26 protein-coding genes and 1 other annotated feature (1 of these 27 only partly in view) are annotated in these 21,038 nt (G+C 38.6%); of the genes, 14 read left to right on the plus strand and 12 right to left on the minus strand.

Going from position 1 to position 21,038, the window contains the following annotated elements; genetic code table 11:
* Positions 1-76, minus strand: a binding site (T-box leader) (it extends 137 nt beyond the left edge of the window).
* Positions 77-150: 74 nt separating this feature from the next.
* Positions 151-336 carry a hypothetical protein gene (locus JI666_RS10480; protein WP_206891544.1) on the minus strand — a complete coding sequence of 62 codons (186 nt, stop codon included), beginning with the start codon at positions 334-336 and terminating at the stop codon, positions 151-153.
* Positions 337-584: 248 nt separating this feature from the next.
* Between JI666_RS10480 and JI666_RS10485 the strand changes: the two genes are divergently transcribed.
* From JI666_RS10485 to JI666_RS10495, 3 genes are read left to right on the plus strand one after another with little or no spacing between them, the layout of a single operon-like run.
* On the plus strand, positions 585-2,108 hold the full coding sequence (locus tag JI666_RS10485) for a spore germination protein (RefSeq protein WP_349769324.1): 1,524 nt from the start codon (positions 585-587) through the stop codon (positions 2,106-2,108).
* On the plus strand, positions 2,095-3,183 hold the full coding sequence (locus tag JI666_RS10490; protein ID WP_206891545.1) for a GerAB/ArcD/ProY family transporter: 1,089 nt from the start codon (positions 2,095-2,097) through the stop codon (positions 3,181-3,183). The genes JI666_RS10485 and JI666_RS10490 overlap by 14 nt, the downstream gene beginning before the upstream one ends.
* A complete protein-coding gene (locus tag JI666_RS10495; RefSeq protein ID WP_206891546.1) occupies positions 3,180-4,313 on the plus strand; it encodes a Ger(x)C family spore germination protein in 1,134 nt (377 codons plus the stop codon). The genes JI666_RS10490 and JI666_RS10495 overlap by 4 nt, the downstream gene beginning before the upstream one ends.
* Positions 4,314-4,334: 21 nt before the next feature.
* Here the strand turns inward: JI666_RS10495 and JI666_RS10500 are convergent, their stop codons facing one another.
* Complete coding sequence (locus JI666_RS10500) at positions 4,335-4,649, minus strand: hypothetical protein (protein ID WP_206891547.1); 315 nt, start codon at positions 4,647-4,649, stop codon at positions 4,335-4,337.
* Between the two features lie 136 nt (positions 4,650-4,785).
* Here JI666_RS10500 and JI666_RS10505 point away from each other — a divergent pair, with 136 nt between their 5' ends.
* Entirely contained in the window at positions 4,786-4,953 is a 168-nt protein-coding gene (locus tag JI666_RS10505) for a YfhE family protein (RefSeq protein WP_084006653.1), read from the plus strand.
* 134 nt (positions 4,954-5,087) lie between these two features.
* Here JI666_RS10505 and JI666_RS10510 read toward each other — a convergent pair whose 3' ends face one another.
* Positions 5,088-5,735 carry an N-acetylmuramoyl-L-alanine amidase gene (locus JI666_RS10510; RefSeq protein WP_206891548.1) on the minus strand — a complete coding sequence of 216 codons (648 nt, stop codon included), beginning with the start codon at positions 5,733-5,735 and terminating at the stop codon, positions 5,088-5,090.
* A gap of 185 nt (positions 5,736-5,920) precedes the next feature.
* Between JI666_RS10510 and JI666_RS10515 the strand changes: the two genes are divergently transcribed.
* From JI666_RS10515 to JI666_RS10525, 3 genes are all read left to right on the plus strand, one after another.
* Positions 5,921-6,484, plus strand: coding sequence for a sigma-70 family RNA polymerase sigma factor (locus JI666_RS10515; RefSeq protein ID WP_206891551.1), 564 nt, complete (start codon positions 5,921-5,923; stop codon positions 6,482-6,484).
* Positions 6,485-6,492: 8 nt separating this feature from the next.
* Entirely contained in the window at positions 6,493-7,122 is a 630-nt protein-coding gene (locus JI666_RS10520; protein WP_206891553.1) for a hypothetical protein, read from the plus strand.
* A 107-nt stretch (positions 7,123-7,229) separates the two neighbouring features.
* On the plus strand, positions 7,230-7,805 hold the full coding sequence (locus JI666_RS10525) for a DUF2087 domain-containing protein (RefSeq protein ID WP_206891557.1): 576 nt from the start codon (positions 7,230-7,232) through the stop codon (positions 7,803-7,805).
* A 294-nt stretch (positions 7,806-8,099) separates the two neighbouring features.
* Here JI666_RS10525 and JI666_RS10530 read toward each other — a convergent pair whose 3' ends face one another.
* Together JI666_RS10530 and JI666_RS10535 are read right to left on the minus strand one after the other, a co-directional pair.
* A complete protein-coding gene (locus tag JI666_RS10530) occupies positions 8,100-9,152 on the minus strand; it encodes an ABC transporter permease subunit (RefSeq protein ID WP_206891558.1) in 1,053 nt (350 codons plus the stop codon).
* Positions 9,153-9,174: 22 nt separating this feature from the next.
* A complete protein-coding gene (locus JI666_RS10535) occupies positions 9,175-10,032 on the minus strand; it encodes an ABC transporter permease subunit (protein ID WP_206891560.1) in 858 nt (285 codons plus the stop codon).
* Positions 10,033-10,178: 146 nt separating this feature from the next.
* On the opposite strand from JI666_RS10535, the gene JI666_RS10540 reads away from it, so the two are divergent.
* The 3 genes from JI666_RS10540 (at position 10,179) to JI666_RS10550 (ending at position 12,615) form a co-directional block, all read left to right on the plus strand.
* Positions 10,179-11,126: a hypothetical protein gene (locus JI666_RS10540; protein WP_206891562.1), complete on the plus strand. Its 948-nt coding sequence runs from the start codon at positions 10,179-10,181 to the stop codon at positions 11,124-11,126.
* Positions 11,107-11,985 carry a spore coat transglutaminase TGL gene (tgl, locus tag JI666_RS10545; protein ID WP_206891564.1) on the plus strand — a complete coding sequence of 293 codons (879 nt, stop codon included), beginning with the start codon at positions 11,107-11,109 and terminating at the stop codon, positions 11,983-11,985. The genes JI666_RS10540 and tgl overlap by 20 nt, the downstream gene beginning before the upstream one ends.
* A gap of 93 nt (positions 11,986-12,078) precedes the next feature.
* A complete protein-coding gene (locus JI666_RS10550; protein WP_206891566.1) occupies positions 12,079-12,615 on the plus strand; it encodes a GNAT family N-acetyltransferase in 537 nt (178 codons plus the stop codon).
* 37 nt (positions 12,616-12,652) lie between these two features.
* On the opposite strand, the gene JI666_RS10555 is transcribed toward JI666_RS10550, so the two are convergent.
* On the minus strand, positions 12,653-13,930 hold the full coding sequence (locus tag JI666_RS10555; RefSeq protein ID WP_206891568.1) for an MFS transporter: 1,278 nt from the start codon (positions 13,928-13,930) through the stop codon (positions 12,653-12,655).
* A gap of 200 nt (positions 13,931-14,130) precedes the next feature.
* On the opposite strand from JI666_RS10555, the gene JI666_RS10560 reads away from it, so the two are divergent.
* Positions 14,131-14,664 (plus strand): RNA polymerase sigma factor SigX, encoded by a 534-nt coding sequence (locus tag JI666_RS10560; RefSeq protein ID WP_206891570.1) that lies wholly within the window; start codon positions 14,131-14,133, stop codon positions 14,662-14,664.
* Entirely contained in the window at positions 14,664-15,896 is a 1,233-nt protein-coding gene (locus JI666_RS10565) for a GerMN domain-containing protein (RefSeq protein ID WP_206891572.1), read from the plus strand. Before JI666_RS10560 ends, JI666_RS10565 begins: the two co-directional genes overlap by 1 nt.
* Before the next feature lie 32 nt (positions 15,897-15,928).
* On the opposite strand, the gene JI666_RS10570 is transcribed toward JI666_RS10565, so the two are convergent.
* The 3 genes from JI666_RS10570 to JI666_RS10580 form a co-directional block, all read right to left on the minus strand.
* Positions 15,929-16,417, minus strand: coding sequence for an endolytic transglycosylase MltG (locus JI666_RS10570; protein ID WP_206891574.1), 489 nt, complete (start codon positions 16,415-16,417; stop codon positions 15,929-15,931).
* Positions 16,410-16,613, minus strand: a complete 204-nt coding sequence (locus tag JI666_RS10575; RefSeq protein WP_206891575.1) for a hypothetical protein — start codon at positions 16,611-16,613, stop codon at positions 16,410-16,412. Before JI666_RS10575 ends, JI666_RS10570 begins: the two co-directional genes overlap by 8 nt.
* Before the next feature lie 201 nt (positions 16,614-16,814).
* Positions 16,815-17,441, minus strand: a complete 627-nt coding sequence (locus JI666_RS10580; RefSeq protein ID WP_206891576.1) for an NUDIX hydrolase — start codon at positions 17,439-17,441, stop codon at positions 16,815-16,817.
* Between the two features lie 171 nt (positions 17,442-17,612).
* On the opposite strand from JI666_RS10580, the gene JI666_RS10585 reads away from it, so the two are divergent.
* Positions 17,613-18,086, plus strand: a complete 474-nt coding sequence (locus tag JI666_RS10585; RefSeq protein ID WP_206891577.1) for a BsuPI-related putative proteinase inhibitor — start codon at positions 17,613-17,615, stop codon at positions 18,084-18,086.
* A gap of 183 nt (positions 18,087-18,269) precedes the next feature.
* Here the strand turns inward: JI666_RS10585 and JI666_RS10590 are convergent, their stop codons facing one another.
* Positions 18,270-18,956, minus strand: a complete 687-nt coding sequence (locus JI666_RS10590; RefSeq protein WP_206891578.1) for a DUF1836 domain-containing protein — start codon at positions 18,954-18,956, stop codon at positions 18,270-18,272.
* A 168-nt stretch (positions 18,957-19,124) separates the two neighbouring features.
* Here JI666_RS10590 and JI666_RS10595 point away from each other — a divergent pair, with 168 nt between their 5' ends.
* A complete protein-coding gene (locus tag JI666_RS10595; protein ID WP_206891579.1) occupies positions 19,125-19,622 on the plus strand; it encodes a hypothetical protein in 498 nt (165 codons plus the stop codon).
* 53 nt (positions 19,623-19,675) lie between these two features.
* Here JI666_RS10595 and JI666_RS10600 read toward each other — a convergent pair whose 3' ends face one another.
* Both JI666_RS10600 and JI666_RS10605 read right to left on the minus strand, forming a co-directional pair.
* Entirely contained in the window at positions 19,676-20,668 is a 993-nt protein-coding gene (locus JI666_RS10600) for a zinc-binding dehydrogenase (protein ID WP_206891580.1), read from the minus strand.
* A gap of 23 nt (positions 20,669-20,691) precedes the next feature.
* Complete coding sequence (locus tag JI666_RS10605; RefSeq protein WP_206891581.1) at positions 20,692-20,988, minus strand: Dabb family protein; 297 nt, start codon at positions 20,986-20,988, stop codon at positions 20,692-20,694.
* Positions 20,989-21,038: the final 50 nt, after the last annotated feature.

A 21,038-nucleotide genomic window follows, 5' to 3' on the forward strand; every position in this document is an offset into this window, starting at 1 on the left:
TCAGATTTCGGGCTCTCACCACCCCCGAATCGCTTTATTCTGCTACAAACATTACTCTCTTTCGCATTGACGATACATTATATTAGTAATCATTATAGACAATTAGAGAAAATAATCAATCATTTTTATTAAAAAACCTGAGAAAGATTATTATGAACTTGAATGAACTTGCGTTTTTTCAGCATCAGAAAAACCTTCTTCATACGCCTCTCGATAGATAGACGTCATGTACATCGATACAAGCTGTCTTACTTTCGGTTCAACTTTGACGACCTCCAAATGCTTCATACACCGATCAATTGCAAGCTTTTCCTTTTGAATATTTTTCATCGTCATTGTAAGAACCACCTTCCGTTAAGCTATTTACCTAATTATACATTAGATAAACAGACTATGTACACCTGTTATACAATATAAAGCTTTATTCTCATAAAAACGATACAAAAGGCTACTAATTTGTAGCATTCTACATTTTGTGCACTAGACTTTAGAACTACGTTTCAACAAAATACTACACGATACATAAATCCTTACTATATATAGCAAACTATATGGCAACCATGATTATCTAAGGAGGATGCGTAGTGAGACGTGGTACACGTAAATCAGCTCGTAATAAGCCGTATCAAATCCCCACTTCTGCTGAATCCCATGATGCCTTCTGGACTCTCAAAGAAAATAAACACTATCTGAAAGAAGCTTTCTACCATACACAAGACCTTAAGTTCAGAGAAGTTGTTATTCAGAACGTGGCCTGCTTAATCTGTTATTTAGATCCTTTAGTTGATGAAGATAAATTACAAACAACCATTATGAAGCCGCTAATGGAACGAAATGAACTAAACGTTGGGCATATCGTCACTTCTAAAGAAATACGTCAATCAAATAACCTTCTCAAAGCCGTTTCTGCACTAACAAAGGGATTTGTCGTTTTTCTAACGGAAGGTGTTCAGAATTTCTATTTATTAGAAGCGTTCTCATCTGATACAAGAGCTGTTACAGAACCAGTTAATGAGCAAGTTGTGAGAGGTTCTCATGAGGGATTTGTGGAAAACATTGTACAGAATCTACAAATGCTACGTCGTAGAATTGAAAACCCAAATCTAGTTGTTAAATTTTTTAAAGTTGGTAAATCAACAGATACTAAACTAGCCATTGTTTACTTACAGAATCTTGCGAACCCAGAATTAGTTGCAGAGGTTGAAAGACGAATTAACGCCATAGAAGCTGACTCTATTCAAACACCAGGTTATGTAGAAGAGTTTATTGAAGACGCACCGTTTTCACCTTTTCCACAGATGCTTAGTACAGAACGCCCTGACAGGTTAACTGCCCATGTCATCGAAGGGAGAGTTGGGCTTTTTATGGAAGGGAGTCCTTCTACTCTCATTATGCCAGTAACTTTTTTCTCCTTCTATCAGTCTCCAGAGGATTACAATAGTCGATGGTATATTGGCTCTGTCTTAAGAATCATCAGAATCACTAGCTTTATCTTTGCTCTTGCGCTACCTTCAATTTATATTGCGACCGTCTCGTTTCATTCAGAAATTCTGCCTGCTGAGCTCATATTAAATATTAAGAGTTCATTAGAAAATGTACCCTTTCCTCCTTTAATAGAAGCTTTAATTATGCAAATCACGCTTGAACTCTTAAGAGAGGCAGCAATCAGGTTGCCAGGTCCAATCGCACAGACGATTGGTATTGTAGGCGGTTTGGTAATCGGAACCGCTATTGTAGAAGCCAACCTAGTATCGAATATGATGATCATTATTGTTGCCCTAACAGCTATTTCATCGTTTGCAGTTCCATCATATGAAATGAGTATGTCCATTCGGCTTCTGGGTTTTCCTTTAATGTTGTTATCAGCCACGTTTGGATTCATTGGACTCGTATTCGGGTTATCGTTGATCTTAATTCATCTTTGTGGGTTAGAAACATTCGGTACTCCCTATTTCTCTCCTCTTGCTCCATTTCGATTTAATGAGCTAAAAGATTCACTAGTTAGGCTGCCAAGATGGTTGCTTGGAAAACGTCCAGTTGATGTTCATGCTCAGGAAGTGAGACAGGAATGGTTCTCAAGAAGGTGGAAACGCAATGAAGACGAATAACACCATTCACTCTACTCAATTGTTTTTTATTATTTTCCAAACTCAGGTTGGAGTTGGTGTGCTCTCGTTACCAACTTCCCTTTATGCTGGATCTGGAACGGATGGGTGGATCACACTCTTGATTACTGGAGTGGTGATTCAAGGGGTGATTTTCATACTTTACCTTTTAAGCAATCGATTTCCTTCTTCAACACTATATGAATATGCTCCAAAGATTGTTGGGAAGTACATCGCTTTTCTTATTTCACTCTTGTATATTGCGTTTGCCATCTCTACGGCCGTTATAGTATTGGAGCTATTTGAAACGACAATCAAAACTTGGATTCTTTTTCGTACCCCGATGTTAGCGATTTTATTACTTTTGACTATAACAGGAACGTATCTTGCTGTAGGTAAACTTAAAGTCATGGGGAGGTTCTATCAATTTGTATCGATTCTTATAGTCCCACTGGTCATTATGGCAGCTTATACTTTAAAGGATGCAGACCTCCGCTATATATTGCCTATTGGTGAAAATGGGATAGGGACGATTCTTAAAGCAACACAGAAGGGGATTGTTTCAATGCTTGGATTTGAAATCATCCTTTTCGTATATCCATATGTGCAAGATAAAGGGAAAGCTGCATTCAAGAGCGCTACTCTAGCAAATATTGCTGTGACAAGCTTATATGCTTTTCTTACATTTACTTCCTATGTTTTTTTCAGTCCAAAGCAACTCCAAATGATCCCAGAGCCAATCGTGTATATGCTGAAAGGCGTTTCTTTTATTATTGTTGATCGAGTAGACTTACTCTTTCTTTCCATTTGGATCATTTCCGTTATGACCTCCTATGCCTCCTACTTATATATTGGGGGGAAAGGGATTCAGTATCTTACAAAAAGAAAGAAAACAACTGGTTCAATCATCCTTGTTGCCGCTATATCACTCATTCTGTCTATGTTTACGCACGATCGTTATACAGTTGAAGTGATAGCAGGTTATCATGCGAAAGCGTCCTATTTTTTCGCATTAGGAATCCCTATCAGCCTCTATATCTTAAGTCTTATTTTTAAAAAGAAGGAGGTAACAGCATGAAAAGGAAACTTTCCCAATTGATTCTCGTCATTTGTTCCTCACTCATGCTAACTTCATGCTGGGATCAAGAGCTATTAAAGGAATCAAAATTAGTGTATGGGGCTGGATTTGATTATGAGGGTAATAACATGATACGTACAACCTTTGTTGTACGTAACCTTGGAGTTCCCGTTAGTCAGGGAGGCGTCTATTCCAATCGAATTGTATCTGTTGTAGGGCCATCCTCGCGCGATACAAGGTTACAAATGGATCGCCTCATTTCAAAACAATTGAGTGCTTCAAAGAATCAGCTACTTCTTCTAGGAGAAGAAGTAGCCAAACACAATATCGATCATATGCTTGATATATTATTCAGAGATCCTAAAAGCCCACTTGATGCGAGAATTGCAGTAGTTGAAGGACGTGCTGAAGATATCTACAACCTTGATCATATTGGTGACACTCTCGTAACCGAATTTACGACTAATTTAATTAAAGGAGCGGAAAATAAGACCGAAGCTACAAAAATGACTGTTGAGAAAGCATTTCGTTACTCTTTAGACGAAGGCCAGGATTACGCTCTCCCATACATTCGTTACAACGAACAAGCAAGTAGCCCTGAGTTCAATGGATTAGCTCTTTTCCACGAAACCACCTATACTGGGGTAACATTACCACCAGGTGATGCGAAATTATTGCTATTAATGAACAATGAGAGTAGCAAAAAAACCAATATTGTGGAGTCTCTGGACAACGATCCTAATAATGAGTTCCTAACAAATACAGTAACAATAAACGCACGAAATACCTCATCAGAAAAAGAATATTCTTTCAGGAATAATTTACTAGATAAAGTCATCATTAACCTTGAACTAAGAGGCAACATTGAAGAATATCCTCAGAATCATCTTATGAAGAAAAGTCAATTAACTGACATTGGTGATGAACTGTCCCAACGTTTAACCTTGAGAGCAAACGAAATTCTCCAAAAGTTGCAGAAAGCAAACTGCGATTTTCTTGGAATTGGTCGTGATTTGAATGCCTACCATCATAAGGCATGGAACGCGAAAAGATGGGAGGCAGAATATAAAGACATCAAGCTAGAAGCAAAAGTAAAAGTAAATATTGACGAAACAGGCATTATTAAATAGAACGCGAATGAGTGCTAGCACTCATTCGCGTTCTATTTGTTCCATCTCTTCAATTGTAGGTTCTTTTGCTCCGTACCAGGAGTAGACCACATTATAAATCTCGCCTTCTCGAACAAGATTCCAGCTCAATTCATCTTCCAGTAATAGCTCTTTCGCTTCCCCTTCTCCTTCAGGCTGAACAAATACGTAGTAATGGTGATCAGTTCTTTCTTTTTTAATCACTTCGCCTCGTTCGATATGCTCCTCATGAACATAAGTGTATCTTCCAATTACAAAAATACTAATAAGAACGACGATACTCCCTATTATGATGTTTAATGCTTTTTTCCTCTTCATAATGCCTCCGCAATTTAATTGATTAATTATAAGGTACCACAAATACGATTTGTTTAACAAAATAACAACTGTATGTTTAGCGTGTTTTTCACACGGGTAACCAAATTATAAGAGACATTATAAGGAGGAGTTACAAATGGCTAAGAATTCTCAATACCAACCTATACACGAGAGCGGATTTTCATTAAGTGACGCTCAAGAGGTAGCATATGCAAAAGAATTTAAGAAAGCAGATATTGCAGGAGGCATCCGTAAGCCGAAAGTGAAACGAGCTAAAAGTGAAAACCCTGATCTACTTAAATAATTCATGAAAAGAGCCGTGCCGTGCACGGCTTTTTTTATTGTCTTTAAATGGTTGATTTCCTCTCCAATCAGCGTTGGTTTTCACAAAACAACATTTCTGTAGAAAAGAACGAAGAATAAGACTAGCCATAGTGGCTAGCCTTCTTTTCTCACAAATACCTCATACCCCTTTTGTTTTAGCTCACTGCATAGTTTCTCTGCTTTGTCTTTAGTTTGAAAAGCACCAGCTTGAACCACATAGAGCGAATCCTTAGCACCTCTTGTATACTTGACTGCCGCAATTGCTACTTCTTCTGCCAGTTGGAGACGAAATGAACGAACGCTTAACTTCTTCATATCACTATCTGAATCTAGAAACCCATATTCCACAATGATTGTTTCTACAGCACCCGTTAAGCGGTGCATGTAATAATAATCGCTACCTGACCCTTTTCGTGAAAACACTCGCCGTACTGGCATACCTGTATTCACTAATGCATTTGCTATCTGCTTTGGCAAATTACTCTTTGAATAGATCGAATGGATAACTTCACCTCCACTCCCCCCACCAGCGTTGTAATGATTACTAATACACACCGCTTTCCCAGATTGCTTTACAAGAGATACTCTTTTCTCCGGTGGTAACAGTACATCCCTCTCTCTTGTCATCATACACTGTATACCTAATTTCCTCAGAAAGTGATACTGATGTAACGATACTTCAAGTGTCCAATCTTTTTCGATTACTCCATTTCCAATTGCTCCTGGATCTCCCCCACCGTGACCGGCATCAATAATAATCACGAAGCGCCACTCCCTTTCTTCAATTAAATAGTATTTAATCTCCTTAAACTAACGTCCTCCTTCCTACCTTATATATCGAATTCAAGGAGGAAAAAGGGGCATCGATGATAAATATTGTAATATCTATTGCAACTTTTTAGATGTAGTTTCGTCATTATAATAAAAGGTCTTGAAGGAATGATTCTATGGATAAAAATAGATTAGGTTCGAGGAAGCAAGACTTCTCTTCTTACACTACTGTACAAAAAACACAGCTTATTGAAGAGTTGATGGATCAATATGGTGAAGCTCTTCTGAGACTTTCTTATACATATGTGAAAGATTGGGGGAAAGCTGAAGACGTTGTACAAGAAGTTTTCCTCGCATGCTTTCTCAAATTAAGTACCTTTCGTGGAGAAGCGTCTTTAAAAAATTGGATTTATCGCATCGCAATCAATCGATGTCATGATTATGTTAAAAGCTGGTCCTTCAGAAATATAATCCCGAGTAATATCATCATAAAATTAATAAAAAACCATGATCCTTCCCCTGAAATAACAGTTGTTAAAAACGAAGCGTCTTTACATCTACGCAATGAAATATTACGCCTTCCATTAAAGTACCGAGAAACGTTCATCCTTTTTTATCACGAAGATTTATCCATTAGAGACATCAGTTCACTCCTCGACACGAAGGAAGCAACGATCAAATCTCGACTGTATCGTGCACGTAGCCTCCTTGAAACAAGACTGAACCAAGAAAGTGAGTGACATCTGAAATGGAAGACAATAAATGGAATAGCGAAGTGAAGAGAGTTCTATTTGATAAGGAACATTTAACTGAAAGAACGAAGGAAAAAATGCTTGAGAGCATACTCATCCAACATTATTCATCTGGAAAGAAGCGGGGAAATCAAGTTCTTGAATGGCTTGGCATTGCAGCTTGTATTCTTCTGCTAATAACAACAACCATTTACGTTACAAAAATAGACAGGGAAGATATCGCAAAGCAGGAAGCGTCTGTCAGTGATGCTAAAGTGCCTTATGTGAGTGCAGCCTATATGAAACGAGCAACTGAAATTGCACAAAGGGAAACGGACATCACCAATGTAACGTACTTCTCTAAAGGTTCGAACATTCATATAGAAGTAATGATTGAAGATACTCTGAGTGATAAGAAAATGAAAGAACTTGCGGTAGATTATTTAAAGCTATTATCTCAATTATATAAAATGGAAAACGACAGCCTGGGTGAACTATGGAAATACTACAATATAGATATCATAATTAAATCTAATAGTGACTATGTTTCTCTTAATTACTTTGATGAGGAGGACAGCTCTTTTTATTTGAAAGGTTCTAAAGAAGCTGGAGATTCTACAATTGATTGGATATCTGCAACAAATTAAGACGGCTTGAGCTATATGCTCGGCCGTTTTAATTTGTTGACTAACTACACTAATTAGATTATCATCTAATTAGATAACAATCTAATTATAAAAAAGGAGGTAGCCTATTGCAGTTAAACAGATTGGTCAATTTTCATAAAACACTCGGTGACCCAACTCGAATACGAATTCTTACGTTACTTGCGACAGGTCCGCTCCACGGACAAGCAATTGCTGGAAAACTTGGATTAAAAGCACCTACCATCACTCATCATATGACTAAATTAAGAGACACCGGCATCGTTAATCAACGTAGAGATAAAAACACCATCTACTACTACATTGACGAGAAGAAATTCCGTTCTTATTCTGAAGCCCTACCTAAAATGCTTTATCAGCCTGATTTCGACAAGGAGGACGATTCATTGAAAACGCAAGCAGTGGTGAGTAATTTCTTAGCATCAGATGGTACGTTAAAGCACCTACCTTCTCAAAGAAAGAAAAAAATCATTATTCTAAAGCACTTGATAAATGGGTTAGAGCGCGGGAAAAAGTATCATGAGAAAGAAATTAATGAGTATATTAAAAGATTCCATCCTGACTTCGCGACAATTCGCAGAGAGTTTATTATCAATCATTTTATGTACCGCGAGAATAACATCTACGAACTGAATCCTGAAGAAATGTGGGCTACCATTGACTAGAAGAGGCTGGGACATAAGTAAATAACCATGAGAAAGACCCGAACAATTCATTTGAATCAGATCGGGTCTTTCGTAATTTACAGATAGGAAACAACCGCTTCGCCAACATACTTCGCTTTCCGCGGGCACGGCCTCAGTCTCCTCAGAAAGCAAAAAACGCTTTCCTGCGGGGTCTTCGGACTCGTGCTGTTCCCGCAGGAGTCTACGTATATTGGCTACGCTAAGGTCTTACTCTTACCATTCAAAATTCGCGATTTCCTTCATGTATTTTAGTTTTGTCCCAGCCTCTTCTTCTTATTTATAACTGCTCGCATGTTTTCTCTCCATGTATAAATGGCTACGATCGTTAATAAACGAAAAAGAATCTTGATTGACGACTGCTTCATTATTTTCAAGCGTTGGGTTGCTTCTCCGCACTCGAATCTGCTTTTCCATTGCCTGCTTAAAACCTTCCAAAGCAAAGTTCACCCCTAGGATAACTAGCACAAAAAACAAAATGGGAATGAGCGGAATCCATGTCTCGTATGGTAGCAAGTTAAATGTATATCCAATCATTCCAGACCATTCTGATGAAACAGAAAGATATTCATTTCCTAAAAGAGGATCATAATTAAAGAACGTCCCACCAAAGAATAATTTCAACAAACCGAGATGAAGTAAAAGGACTAGAACATTTACCATTTGTTGAAGAAAAATGAGAATCATTCGCGGACCAAGATGTGGCAAAATGTGTTTGTACAGAATATGGATTCTAGATCCGCCCAACGTCTTAGCACCCTCAATAAACCCTTTCCCCCATACAGCATGTGTCTCGTTAGATATTAACGTTGTCGTTGTAGGAATCGCAACAGCTGTTAGAATAATTACCTCAAAAATAACACGCTCTATAAAACTATATTGAAAAGTCCCTTCCATCCCGTTCTCCATTAGAACACCTCTTAGAATAAAATAACTTAACAATGATATCGGGACATACTGCATCGCATCAACTAAGCCTGAAGTACTTCTTAAAGTTCTTTGGAAATAGGTACCTGCGAGAACCCCACCTACAAATGAGAGCGCCATTCTCATTGATGCAACTATAAAAGCAATGCCAATCGTATACTTAGCGCCGATAATGATTTGTTGGAATAAGTGGTATCCGTACTTATCGGTACCAAATGGAGGAACCTGTGTAGGTCCAAGAGGAGATCGGTCAATTAAATTCCCTTCATCATTGTACAACATTGAGGTTTGTGGAACCTGATCATGAAAAACGATTGAATAATACAAGCTACTACCAAAAAGAATGAGGACAACGAGTGTTCCAGAAACAAACATTGGATTTCGTAATGCTTTTCTCAGCATTTTCTTTACCTCCAAACATTCTTTATATTAATGTATTTTCTTTTGAAACGCGTTCCGCTAGTCCTTGATAAAGACTTAGAACGATAAAGATTGGGATAAATAATAACAATGTACTAACGGTGAAAATTTCAGGTGTTGGATGTTCATAAATGAAACGGGTTACGCCATTAAGATTAAACACAAATTCCATAATAAATAAGTTAGAAAGTGCAAACCAGACTATTGATTTTGAATGAAAGTAGATTGATAAGATTGCGTTTCGAAAAACGTGAGAAATTAGAATGACGGATGATTCGATTCCCTTTGTCCGAGCTAACATTACATAAGGTCTTTCTAACTCCTCTTCAAACACTTGAAGCATAATGCGATAGAACAGAAAACTTGGCAAGACAGACAGAATGAGAATTGGCATTGTGTATATCCGTTCATACGCAGCTACATCCATCACGAGAATATTGGTTTCCTTATAGACCCAAATGACTGCGATTTGAACAATCACAAGAATAAAAACATCAGGGATTGACTCCAATATGAATCCTATTCTTCTAAACACATTCTGAAAAGAAGAAGGAAGATGAAGAGTAATGTATGTAAATAAGAACCCCATTAGGAACGACAAAGCTAATGCACCAAACAAAATTACCAAGGAATAAGTTAGGTAATCAAATATAGTAGGAAATAATTGATAGATTTCATCACCAGAACGAAAAGTTAGCTTCTCATAATGAATCAGTTTATCAATCGTAGTGAAAAGTCTGTTCACATACCCTGTGAAGGTAAGCTTCATTCCATTGAACAAACCAGGTATGGCCCCAAGAAGAAGAACACCCAGAAAAGCTCCAATAAATTTCAACCCCATATGTATTACTTTTTCCAACATCTCTTATCCCCCTTTTATCACCTCTTTATTTTAAAGACGATACTAACTCCTAAAGGTTTCTTTTCAATGGTTTTTAATTACCAGTGATGATTCGTCTTCTATAGGAATACGATTTAAATAGCGGACTTTAGAAAGGAGGATACACGATGAATCCCTCACTTTCCCTTGAGACGATTCGGAAAACAGAAGGAATTAAACGACTTGAAAAGCACGTTAACGAACTTATTCAACATGATAAGAAATTGACTGCTGCACAACTTAATGATGAAAGTCTCACTTATTCAACCCTTTACATTCTCTCTTCTACAATTCGTGAAAATGGGTTAATAAAGTATCTTTCTGATCGGAATAAGGTAGCTCTTGCTATCCAACAAGATATTTTGGCAAAAGAACGTACACCTTCAGCTCCATTTCCTTATTCAATCTGTGATCTTCCACAATTCGTTCATTCCGTTCTCAGGTGGATGGTTGAAACAGGTTCAGTAGATCAATTGAATGCCAAATACCGTCTTGTTGTTGATCGATCAGCTGGATTGCTTACAACGATCTATCAAGATCCTACTGATCTCGATCTTGTATCCGACCTTTTATTTAAAAGGAGAGACGATGAGCATTCAACCCATTACTTAACATGTGCGTATTTCTCATCTAGAAATTTTTCAAGTCTGCTCCCTATAGGTGAAAGATTACAATCGCCTTCTCAAAAACATGTATCGTTTGCAAGTGAGCTACTCCACTTTGTATCTGGAATTGATAAAAGTAACGACCGATACGCACATTTCAGAAATTGGTATGAAGAAAACCTCCCATATCTTTCTCCTAATGAAAATAACTACGAAATGACTGCTGAACTCTCGCCATATGTTGTGGATTATTTCGCAAAATATAAGGAGCAACGCACCACGCAATCATTTGAACGACATGAAGATCTTACGTTCCAATCGCTTTCAGAAGACATTAAAGAGAATTTAGCAGATTTCTCATACAAATTAAGAAGGAAATCTCGTGAAGAATGGAAGGAGTGGATGAAGCGACCTCTAGATGCTCAGATTAGGTTGATTGAGGAGGTTCAACATGATCATTATAGGAGGTAGTGGAAAACAGAAGGATGAAATTATGAACGCAGGGTTACAAAGCCCACTGGAGCAGAACATTCTTAACGTGATGTACAATAGTCATTTCAACTATTCATTTCGAACACTTGAAGCTTTATTTTTTGAAGTCCGTTTTCGAGTTGCTATCACAGAAAGCTCGCGGGAACTCTATTATAGCGGTGTGCAATTTGCCGACTTCTATCGTTCACGGTGCAATCCAATGTTCTGGGAACTACTTCCGGATGGTGCATTTCAACTTAAGATGGGCGTACCAGCTTCAGAAGCTGTTCTAGATATCTATCGAAATGGAAGGCTCTACGCATTCGAATGTGCTACAGCGATGATCATCATCTTATATCGGGCAGCCATTAGAATGATTCCTCCTCAACAATTTAATCGTTTGTTCGCTAACATTCGTTTATGGGGTTGGAAGTTCGATCAAGATTTACAAATTGTGCATAATATCCCTCCAGATTATCTACCAGGTGATATTAGATACGTGAAGAATCCAGACGTAAACCCTCTCACCCCTGAATGGCAAGGTGAGAACGTTGTTGACTTAGGAGATGGGACTTTTTTTGGTCATGGGCTAGGTTTTCGACCACTGCAGGGAATGATTGAAGCACTTGCATTAAGAAGACGCCCTGGCGCCACTCGCATGCCTTATTTAATGCTTCCTGCAACAAGACCTGGCTTTTCTTATTTGTATCAATTCACCTATAACCGAACAGAAGATAGTAGAAAAATCATTCTTTTTGATAAGAGCCTTAAACGCTCAACACTTTCAATTGAGGATTATGAAAACAATCAAGATAAATTTATTAAGGATTTTATTACCGTTCGCTTTCCAAAACCTTAAGCAGTTGGATTCGGGCTTATAACATCGCCATAAGCCCTCTACACCGTCTTTTTCTCTGCATATGCTATGGAGAATGGATGGTGAGTAAAATCAATGCAGTCTTTTCCTGTGCTTCACACAAATCGACTGACGTTAACAGCTCTTAAGACAGATGACCTAAATTCACTTTTTTCAATTTTCTCAGACCCTCTTGTTACTTATTATGATGGTGGGAAAGTAATGAAAACTAAAACACAAGCCCTTCATTACATTAATGCATATAAAGATGTGACTTCAATTTCCACCACAAATGCAATTAGATGGGGAATACGGTCAAAAGAATCCATGGATTTAATTGGTACAGCCGGTTTTCAGAATTGGAATCGCACATCTTCCAGAGCAGAAATTGGCGCCATTCTATCAAGAGATTTCTGGAGGGATGGATACGGCTTAGAAGCAGCAAAAGCAGTTATTACCTATGGATTCGAGCAAATGCGCCTTCACAAAATATATGCCCAAACAATTGAGGATAATCGCGCAGCTGTCCTACGACTTGAACAATTGGGGTTTCAAAAAGAAGGCACCTTTCGAGATCATGTCTATTTAAGAAATAGGTATTATCATGTTCTTGTTTATTCCCTTTACCAGTAGAAAACGCTCCTTCCGGTTACCCAGAAGAAGCGTTTTGTTATGCTGTCTTTTTTGGTGGAGGAGACAAAAAGGCTGCAACGGTTCCTAGTATAGGAAAAATTAATATGATTAAGAGAATTTCTGTATAGCCTCCAAAAACATCATAAGCGATACCAAACGGAAGAGGTCCGAATGCAGAGCCAATGACCATCGTTGTCGTAGCAATACCTTTAATGCTTCCAAGATGCTCCCTTCCAAAATAATTCGGCCAAATAATATTTAATGTAATCCGTTCAATTCCCCCAATGATCCCCCATAGAACAGCGAATCCAATAGCCAGAATATATGTATTCACCTGTGTAAGTAATAAAATAAATATCATCTGACCGATAAAGGATAGCCCTAGTACGATATGTACGTTCACTCTTTCTAGAATAAACCCTGACACCATTGTAACAGGGAAACCTACAATCGCCATTATACTTAGAATAAGGGCAGCTGTGCTTCCTGGTACTCCCTGTTCTCCTAGAATAGAGAACAAGTGAAAGGTAAGCCCTGTATTCACAAGGGCAGGAATACTAACACAAAAGAGAATGAACCAGAAAGCTCTTGTTCTCATCGCTTCTTTCACTGTCCAATTCGTTTCAAACCCCTCTTCTTGATCTTCCTCCATCTTTTCTTCCCTACGTTCTGCTAATCTCTTTTTAGAAATCGCATTGTCCGGAAGAAGGCCAATGTCTTCAGGCTTATTCTTCACAAGAAAAAAGACGATAGGCAGGAAAATAAGCACGAGTGCTGAGCCGAGAATTCTCCAAGCATTCTCCCATCCAAAAGAGGCGATTAACCATGTGTTTAATGGAGGGAATGAAGCTGAGCTTAAGAATCCACCAATTGCCATAAAACTAAGAGCACGACCACGTTTAACGACGAACCACTGTGGCACAAGGGTATTAGGAATTAATGTCATGGATCCCTGACCAAATAAGCGAAGCATGAAAAAGCCAATGAATAGCATAACTGGACCAAGTACAAAGCTATTCCAGAAGCAAGCAACTGCCAGCAATGATCCGATCGTCAGCATCATTCTTCTTTGACCATGCTTATCTATCATTCTTCCAACAAGAAATAAAAGCAGACCTGCTGCAAGAGTAGCTGAAGAATATATACCAGATACGAGCGACCTACTCCACCCAAAGTCTTGAATATAATAATCAATAAAAACAGAAACTGCGTAAGTCTGCCCTGGCCCTGAGAAGAAAACACCTACTGCAGCTGCCAGCACAATATACCACCCATAGAAAAAGGGCGAGTTCTTCTGCAATGAAGATTGCGCCATCAAAAAACCCCTCTCCAGCTGTAACTAAATCCCATTCTATCGAAGAACAGTGTAATACTGAAATACTTTGCTTTATTGTTTAATTAAACAAATCGATGTTCCAATTAAGATAAAATGAATCTATCCCTTTTTGTAATCTTACTGTAACCTTTTAATTAATAATCTCGTTTTGTTATTTAGGAGAGAGGGAGGGTTGTAGGATGGATGAAGTTTTTGACCGTTTGTACGAGCATTATCACACGAACTTATTTCAATTTATCTTTTATATGGTTAAGAACCGAGCAGTGGCTGAAGAATTAGTACAAGAAGTATATATTAACGTGCTCCGTTCTTACCAAAATTATGAAGAACGGAGCAACGAAAAGACCTGGCTTCTAGCAATTGCAAGAAATGTAGCGATTGATTATTTACGAACCCATAATAGAAGAACATCGAGGTGGCTAAGTAAATTCGATTTCAATAAACAACAAACTGAAGATAACACTCCTCTACCTGATGAGATATTAATTCAAAAAGAAGAAGTTCAAGGGGTTTATAAGTGTTTAAAAGAATGTACTCTGGATCAACAGCAGGTTCTCATTCTGCGCTACATTCAGGAATTATCGATCAATGAAACGGCGGAAATTCTTAATTGGAGTGTAAGTAAGGTGAAAACCACGCAGCATAGAGCCATTAAAGCTCTTCGTGAACTCGTTGACGATCGAACCAATAGCCAATTAAAGGGGGTTTTATAATGAGCGATAAAACGAAATCTCTGCTCTCCCAACTACCTGAATTGAAAGATCAGAGAAATAAAGAAACCATCTATCAAAATATCCAGAAAAAAATGAATGAACCTGCACGATCAGGAAAAAAGAAGAAAAAGACGCCATGGATTATCCCGACGTTCGCAGCTGCACTTGTCATTCTACTGGCTGTTCTCATTACACCTGAATTATTCAATCAAAACGACGGTTCTACTAATCTTGCTATTACTGAGGAATCAAACGAAAAAAGCGAATTAGCAGATCATTCTGCTGCATCTGAGAACGATTCACAGCCTGAGGGCACAACCGAAGCGCCTTCTAATTCTTCAAATGATTTAGCAGCAAACACAACGATTGTGAAGGAAGAAGATCCACCATTGCCTAAAGCAGAGGCCAAATTTGAACAATATATACCTGCCCTTCAACAAACGAATGGTGAGAGCGTCGTTCTTTCTTATCCCGATTCAGAGAGTTTGCTACTCGTCCCCATTTCATTCAAGGTTGATAGTAGTAAAACAATGGCAAATAATATTCAAGACATCCTTTCGACCTTTGATGCATCTCAATATGGTCTTGCTAGTTCACCCTTAGTGGATGCAACATTTGATGTGGTAACGGAAGATGGAACGAAAACGCTTGTCGTTAGTTTCGAGGAACCTGGTGACAGTCTTTCTTCAAATGAATCGATTATGATTAATGATAGCGTCCAACAACTAGCTGCAAGCTTAAATGCTGAAGAAATCAGCTGGCAGACCAAGGGAGAAGAAGGCTATAACTTAGGAAACTTTGGACCAGCTGACACCTCAGTTAACAATAAACCTTCTCCTTACTATCTTTATGAAACAAATACGAAAAACCGATTTCTTGTTAAAGGGCCGACTCTTCAGGGCGAAGAAGGAGCTCAGCTTGATGTAGCTCTTTCACAAATGAAAGAGGGCTCGAAAGAAGCAACATGGTATAAACCAGCTATTCCTTCTGACGTATCCATTTATTCTTTCGAAGGTGATGGATCTGAAGCGACAATTACCTTTACTAAAGACAGTAAATTCCAATCAGAAGAGGAAGCATTACAGACAATCGAAGCCATTATGCTTGCAGCTTCTCAGTACAATTACAAAACCATCCTCTTTGAAAACACAGGATTCGATCAAATAGGAAACTACTCACTTAACGAGAAACTCTCCGTTCCTCAATCCCCAAACGCTGTTCAAGTAAAGTAAAAAACACCCGGCCTATGTGCCGGGTGTTTTCATTACCTTGTGATTTCATCTACAATCTCAGCAGCTGACATATCTGTCCGAAGCTCGTATTCCCCAGGCTGAACAGCTGTCTCCTTATTCATATCCTGAAGGGTATCAATAAAGTCATCTGACTTGTTGACTAGTGTCTGATCGGCAAGACTTTGAGCAACTTCTAGACTCGTCATACCTTCATCAATCGTAAAGCTTACTTTCTTCGGTTGATCAGATTCAGCTTCTTCTTTTTTTTCTTCATCTGAAACTTTTTCATCATTCTCTTGTTTATCTGCCGTAACCTTTTGCTCATCTACCTTCAGAGAATCATATTCTTCTTTCTTAACCATAACCATACCGTTTTCTTTAAGATGTTGCTCCACAGCGGCATCAGTCAGCTGATTGCCTTCTTCAGCAGTCGCTTGCGAGAACATGAAATAATATGCTGTTAAAAGAATAGCAGCGAACAAAAGACCTGCAGCAATTCCTTTTGCTTCTTGCTTACTCATTTTGACCACCACTGACAGATTTTGTTTTGCTTTCAAGCATTTCAGTACGCTGTTTCACTGTTTTTAACTCTTTCATCAAATTAATGTAAACATCATCAACCTGGCCTTTTACCTCTTTAGCATAGTCCTTGACGAAATATGAGTAAACAAAGAATCCAAGCGAACAGGCAAGTAAAACAAAGATAATGAACAACATAACTTTTCCCCCTATTAGATTACTTTCATTCTCTCTATGTACTATCTATAAATTTAATCCATTTAATTGATTCGAATCAGCAAGTTCATTTTTGTCGCTAAAAAACTAAAAAACTAGAAAAAACCGACATAAATCGACCTTTTCTAGTTTACCCATGTTTTATTAGATTGACAATAGGGGCTCAATGGAAATACATATACCCTATTCTCTCTGTGTTAAATGAATAAAGTGATAGAGAATTCTTGCCGTCATTCCCCAAATCACATAATCCTTATAGTAATAGAAGAACTCTGGCATGGCTGAAGAAGACCAATTATACTCCTCTCCATTCGGTATAAGGTGAAAGGGAAAGCTGTCATCCGGCTTTACATGCACTCGAATATCATGACGTTCAGGGGGGTTATTAATAAAATGACTAAGCGGAACAGTAAATACCTCTTCAACCTCATCCGGATTAGAAGATAGTTTTGTTCCTGCTTTTATAACGCCTGCAAATGGATAAACAATAGATTGAAACGACGTAACGAGAAAATCCAACTCTCCCATAATGTTTACTTCTTTCTCCATTACGCCAAGCTCTTCACACGTTTCCCTTATTGCCGCATCCATCGGACTAATATCCTGACGATCGACTTTACCTCCTGGAAAACAAACTTCACCTGGTTGTCTTCTAAGAGTATGTGCTCTCACTTCGAATAACACATGAAGCTCATCATTTTTTTCGATTAAAGGTAGGAGTACAGCAAATTTAAAGAACCGTTCATTACCGAGGACTTCTGCATTTCTGCCATGTATTTTAGAATTAATATCTACTAACGATGGCTTCATTCTATCTAACTCCTTTATACTAATATGCTATCACTCTATTATACGGTATAAGAAACATTTTATCCCCTTCTAGACCTAATCCCAACATGATAAGGTATTTTCTAAATTAGTTCTGGTAACTCTGTAACCATATGTACGCTTAACCCGTCTAGTTAATAAAGGAGTGATTAAATGTTAAAGTATTTCACTGTAGGAACGATGGTCCTCCTTATGCTTTCAGGTTGCGGAGAGGAGAATTCATCAATGAACACTAACAGTAACACAAGTGAACAGGTATCTGGTTCCTCTGGAATTGTAGCTGGTTCTATGGAGCCCTCCCTAACGTTAGAGACGAAAGAGAATGGCAAAGCAACGTTTCATTACACCATACAAAATCAAACGGAACAAGTTCAAACAATCACCTTTCCAAGTAGTCAGAAATATGAATACAAGCTTTATAATGAAAAAGGTGCTCATCTCAAAACCTATTCCGCTGACAAAAGTTTTGTTAAACAAGAAGAAGTTCTCAAAGTTAAGCAGGCTGAAATTCTGGAATATCCAATAATGATTGATCAGCTTTCTCCAGGTACTTATAAATTAGATGTTTGGTTAGCTACCGAAGGAGAAGGCGATTACAAGACAACTATCGATTTTATAATAGATTAAATAAAAACAAGCTGACCTAAGACGTATGGGTTAGCTTGTTTTTATTATTAGGCTATTTTCTAAAAGCTCTTCTCGTATACATTGTTGCTATAAGATTAGTGGTTGATTCCCGCTCCAGGATGCTCGCTTGTCCTGCTAGTCCCGCAGGAGTCGAGCTTCCTTCCGCTTCAATTAGCTAAGTTGTTATTTCCACACCTCTTCAAGATAGTGTTTAGACAGAGCTTGATAATAAGCACCCTGAACAGAAAGCGCTGCAGAAATTAATAAATTCTCAATATCCCCACTTTGACCGAGCGTTAAGTGTTCAAATCGTAATGTTAACTTTCTTGCTTTCTCTGTGAAGTCTTTCTTAGAGGGATTTAGCTCGGAATGAATCGCTTCGAAAAGCTGGGCGTAAGCAGTATAGAAAATTAACGGATCAATTAAGTCATCATTTCGGTCAGCTGGATTATTAAAAGCATATCGCAGTAAAAGACGTATGCTCTCAAAGTCATGAGTGTTCTTTAAATCCTCCACGATAAATAAAATTGCCGCCTGTTCGATTGAATATTTCTTACCAAGCTGAGGTGAACCAATCCACTCCTTTATATCCCTCTTCACCCAGTTTTGGACGGCTGTTGAACGGAAGCTGGCATACTCTAGTTGATTTCCAAGGCTAACAATTTCATTAATCGATAACCCAAATGCTTCCTTACCTATTTTAAGCAACTTACCGAAAATAGGTGGTAGCTCAGAAATCATTTCATCTATATCTGCTGAAATCTCTGTACGGTTCCATGCAGTTTCAAGAATCTCTAGTGGTGCTTCCTGGTTCCGTATTGCTTGTAATAATGTTCCCATCTCTGTTCTTGTTAAATAAAATCCTCTCATCGTACACCCCTACATATAAGGTCATTTGAACTTATCGTATAGCTTATTTATGGAAATTTCAAGAAGGATAGGTCATACCCCCAATATTTGGGCACCTATCCTGTAACATAGTAGGAACTGAATTTGATTTGGGTGAATATCCTGTGTTGTGTAAAGGAGGAATTACTCATGAACATGTACGGTAATCACATGCCTAATCAGGGTGTACACGGTGCTATGCAGGGTAACATGCCTAATCAAGCTGTCCAAGGTGCTATGCAAGGGAATATGCCTAACCAAGCTGTCCAAGGTGCCATGCAAGGGAATATGCCTAACCAAGCTGTCCAAGGTGCTATGATGCATGGAAAAGAGAAAGAGCTTAAAGGCGATATGAAAAAATTATGTAACCATTACAGTCAATATCATGCGAAAGTGAAAATGCAGGATGGAATGGAGTATGAAGGTATTTTAATGGATTCTGATGATGAACATATGTCAATGATGATCCCTCAAGAAGTCGAGGAAGATGAGGGGCCCGACATGAACAGACAATTTGGACGATATCGCTATCGTAGATTCGGTCGTTTTTTCTTCCCATTAGCAGGAATTGCAGCACTAAGTCTCATACCTTATTATCGCCCATACCCCTATTACCCATATTACGGATATCCACCATATTACTACTAAGAAAAAGGAAGCCACCACGGCTTCCTTTTTGCATTCTCAAAAGGTATTTCATGCTAAATCGTTACAGCTAGTTTACCAAATTGATTCGCATCGCTTAAATGCTCAAATGCTTTCTCTATCTCATCTAACGAATACGTTTCATCAATGACAGGTTTAATCGAATGGTTTTCTATGAAAGCAATCATTTGATTAAATTCTTCTGCACTGCCCATGGTTGATCCAAGCAAATTGTATTGGCCATAGAAGAAGGAGCGCAAATCAAAATCGATTGAATCTCCGGTTGAAGAGCCGAAAATGACTAGGGTGCCTCCTCGTTTCAATAAGCTCATCGATCGATTAAAAGTAGCAGCGCCAACACTCTCAATTACAAGGTCGACCTGTTCGTGTCCAGCCACGTCTTCCCAGTCTTCCTCGTTGGAAAGAGCTTTGTCGGCTCCTAACTCAAGCGCAAGAGCTCTCTTCTCTTCACTTCTTGAACTTACAATGACTCTCGCACCAGCTGCTTTTGCGAATTGAAGAAGAAATGTTGCGACTCCCCCTCCTATTCCTGGAATAAATACAGTCTGACCGCCCTCAAGCTTGCCTCTTGTAAATAAAGCACGATATGCGGTTAAACCAGCGAGTCCAACAACAGCTGCTTCTTCAAACGATAAAGATTCAGGCTTTAAAACAGCATTCTCTGCAGGTACAACAATCGTTTCAGCAAACGTCCCATGACCTGGGAACCCAACAATTTGAAATCCCTCTGGTGGTACAGCTGCATTCTCTTTCCAGCCAAGGCCAGGGTTAATGATCACATGATCGCCAACCTTTACACCTTCCACATCGCTCCCCACTTCAATAACGACCCCTGCCCCGTCTGACCCAAGAACAACATCCGGCTCAGAAGCGCTGTGACGATCAGGAATAACTAGGTCACGATGATTAAGACCTGACGCCTTTAGTCTTATTTTCACTTCTCCACTTGAGGGGGTTACTTCGATTAATTGATCACGAAGAGCTAATCCTTCATTTCCCTCATAGCCCCCATGCACAAATCCTTTCATATGTATTCTCTCCTTTCAATTCCTTACAAACATTCAAAATCGAGTGCTAATACTTCTGTCATGCCAATTTCTTTTAAATATGCGACAACTTCTTGATGGGCTGGATGAGGACCATATGCTTCTAGGGCATCTCTTGATTCAAACCGAACCGTTAGTCCACTTTCAAAGCCCTGACTTCTATCAGAAAAGTTATTTCCAGCTTGAATATCGACTATACCCGGAATCTTGTCCTTTACCTGAATTAATCTTTTCATCCCTTCTTCTTTCTGTTCCTTTGTTGTTTCATTAGTAAACTTAAATAATACAACATGTTCAATCATATTAACTCCTCCTTCTCTTTTCCTTATTTATACACAAAACAGCGCCTGGA

The organism is Bacillus sp. NTK071 (assembly GCF_017303315.1).
In the GTDB taxonomy this organism is placed as follows: domain Bacteria; phylum Bacillota; class Bacilli; order Bacillales; family Guptibacillaceae; genus Guptibacillus.

Excerpts from the sequence above, each read along its gene's own strand:
- JI666_RS10480 (WP_206891544.1), bottom strand. The coding sequence starts at position 336 with ATGACGATGAAAAATATTCAAAAGGAAAAGCTTGCAATTGATCGGTGT.
- JI666_RS10490 (WP_206891545.1), top strand. The coding sequence starts at position 2,095 with ATGAAGACGAATAACACCATTCACTCTACTCAATTGTTTTTTATTATT.
- JI666_RS10495 (WP_206891546.1), top strand. The coding sequence starts at position 3,180 with ATGAAAAGGAAACTTTCCCAATTGATTCTCGTCATTTGTTCCTCACTC.
- JI666_RS10500 (WP_206891547.1), bottom strand. The coding sequence starts at position 4,649 with ATGAAGAGGAAAAAAGCATTAAACATCATAATAGGGAGTATCGTCGTT.
- JI666_RS10505 (WP_084006653.1), top strand. The coding sequence starts at position 4,786 with ATGGCTAAGAATTCTCAATACCAACCTATACACGAGAGCGGATTTTCA.
- JI666_RS10515 (WP_206891551.1), top strand. The coding sequence starts at position 5,921 with ATGGATAAAAATAGATTAGGTTCGAGGAAGCAAGACTTCTCTTCTTAC.
- JI666_RS10520 (WP_206891553.1), top strand. The coding sequence starts at position 6,493 with ATGGAAGACAATAAATGGAATAGCGAAGTGAAGAGAGTTCTATTTGAT.
- JI666_RS10530 (WP_206891558.1), bottom strand. The coding sequence starts at position 9,152 with ATGCTGAGAAAAGCATTACGAAATCCAATGTTTGTTTCTGGAACACTC.
- JI666_RS10535 (WP_206891560.1), bottom strand. The coding sequence starts at position 10,032 with ATGTTGGAAAAAGTAATACATATGGGGTTGAAATTTATTGGAGCTTTT.
- JI666_RS10540 (WP_206891562.1), top strand. The coding sequence starts at position 10,179 with ATGAATCCCTCACTTTCCCTTGAGACGATTCGGAAAACAGAAGGAATT.
- tgl (WP_206891564.1), top strand. The coding sequence starts at position 11,107 with ATGATCATTATAGGAGGTAGTGGAAAACAGAAGGATGAAATTATGAAC.
- JI666_RS10550 (WP_206891566.1), top strand. The coding sequence starts at position 12,079 with ATGCAGTCTTTTCCTGTGCTTCACACAAATCGACTGACGTTAACAGCT.
- JI666_RS10555 (WP_206891568.1), bottom strand. The coding sequence starts at position 13,930 with ATGGCGCAATCTTCATTGCAGAAGAACTCGCCCTTTTTCTATGGGTGG.
- JI666_RS10560 (WP_206891570.1), top strand. The coding sequence starts at position 14,131 with ATGGATGAAGTTTTTGACCGTTTGTACGAGCATTATCACACGAACTTA.
- JI666_RS10565 (WP_206891572.1), top strand. The coding sequence starts at position 14,664 with ATGAGCGATAAAACGAAATCTCTGCTCTCCCAACTACCTGAATTGAAA.
- JI666_RS10570 (WP_206891574.1), bottom strand. The coding sequence starts at position 16,417 with ATGAGTAAGCAAGAAGCAAAAGGAATTGCTGCAGGTCTTTTGTTCGCT.
- JI666_RS10575 (WP_206891575.1), bottom strand. The coding sequence starts at position 16,613 with ATGTTGTTCATTATCTTTGTTTTACTTGCCTGTTCGCTTGGATTCTTT.
- JI666_RS10580 (WP_206891576.1), bottom strand. The coding sequence starts at position 17,441 with ATGAAGCCATCGTTAGTAGATATTAATTCTAAAATACATGGCAGAAAT.
- JI666_RS10585 (WP_206891577.1), top strand. The coding sequence starts at position 17,613 with ATGTTAAAGTATTTCACTGTAGGAACGATGGTCCTCCTTATGCTTTCA.
- JI666_RS10590 (WP_206891578.1), bottom strand. The coding sequence starts at position 18,956 with ATGAGAGGATTTTATTTAACAAGAACAGAGATGGGAACATTATTACAA.
- JI666_RS10595 (WP_206891579.1), top strand. The coding sequence starts at position 19,125 with ATGAACATGTACGGTAATCACATGCCTAATCAGGGTGTACACGGTGCT.
- JI666_RS10600 (WP_206891580.1), bottom strand. The coding sequence starts at position 20,668 with ATGAAAGGATTTGTGCATGGGGGCTATGAGGGAAATGAAGGATTAGCT.
- JI666_RS10605 (WP_206891581.1), bottom strand. The coding sequence starts at position 20,988 with ATGATTGAACATGTTGTATTATTTAAGTTTACTAATGAAACAACAAAG.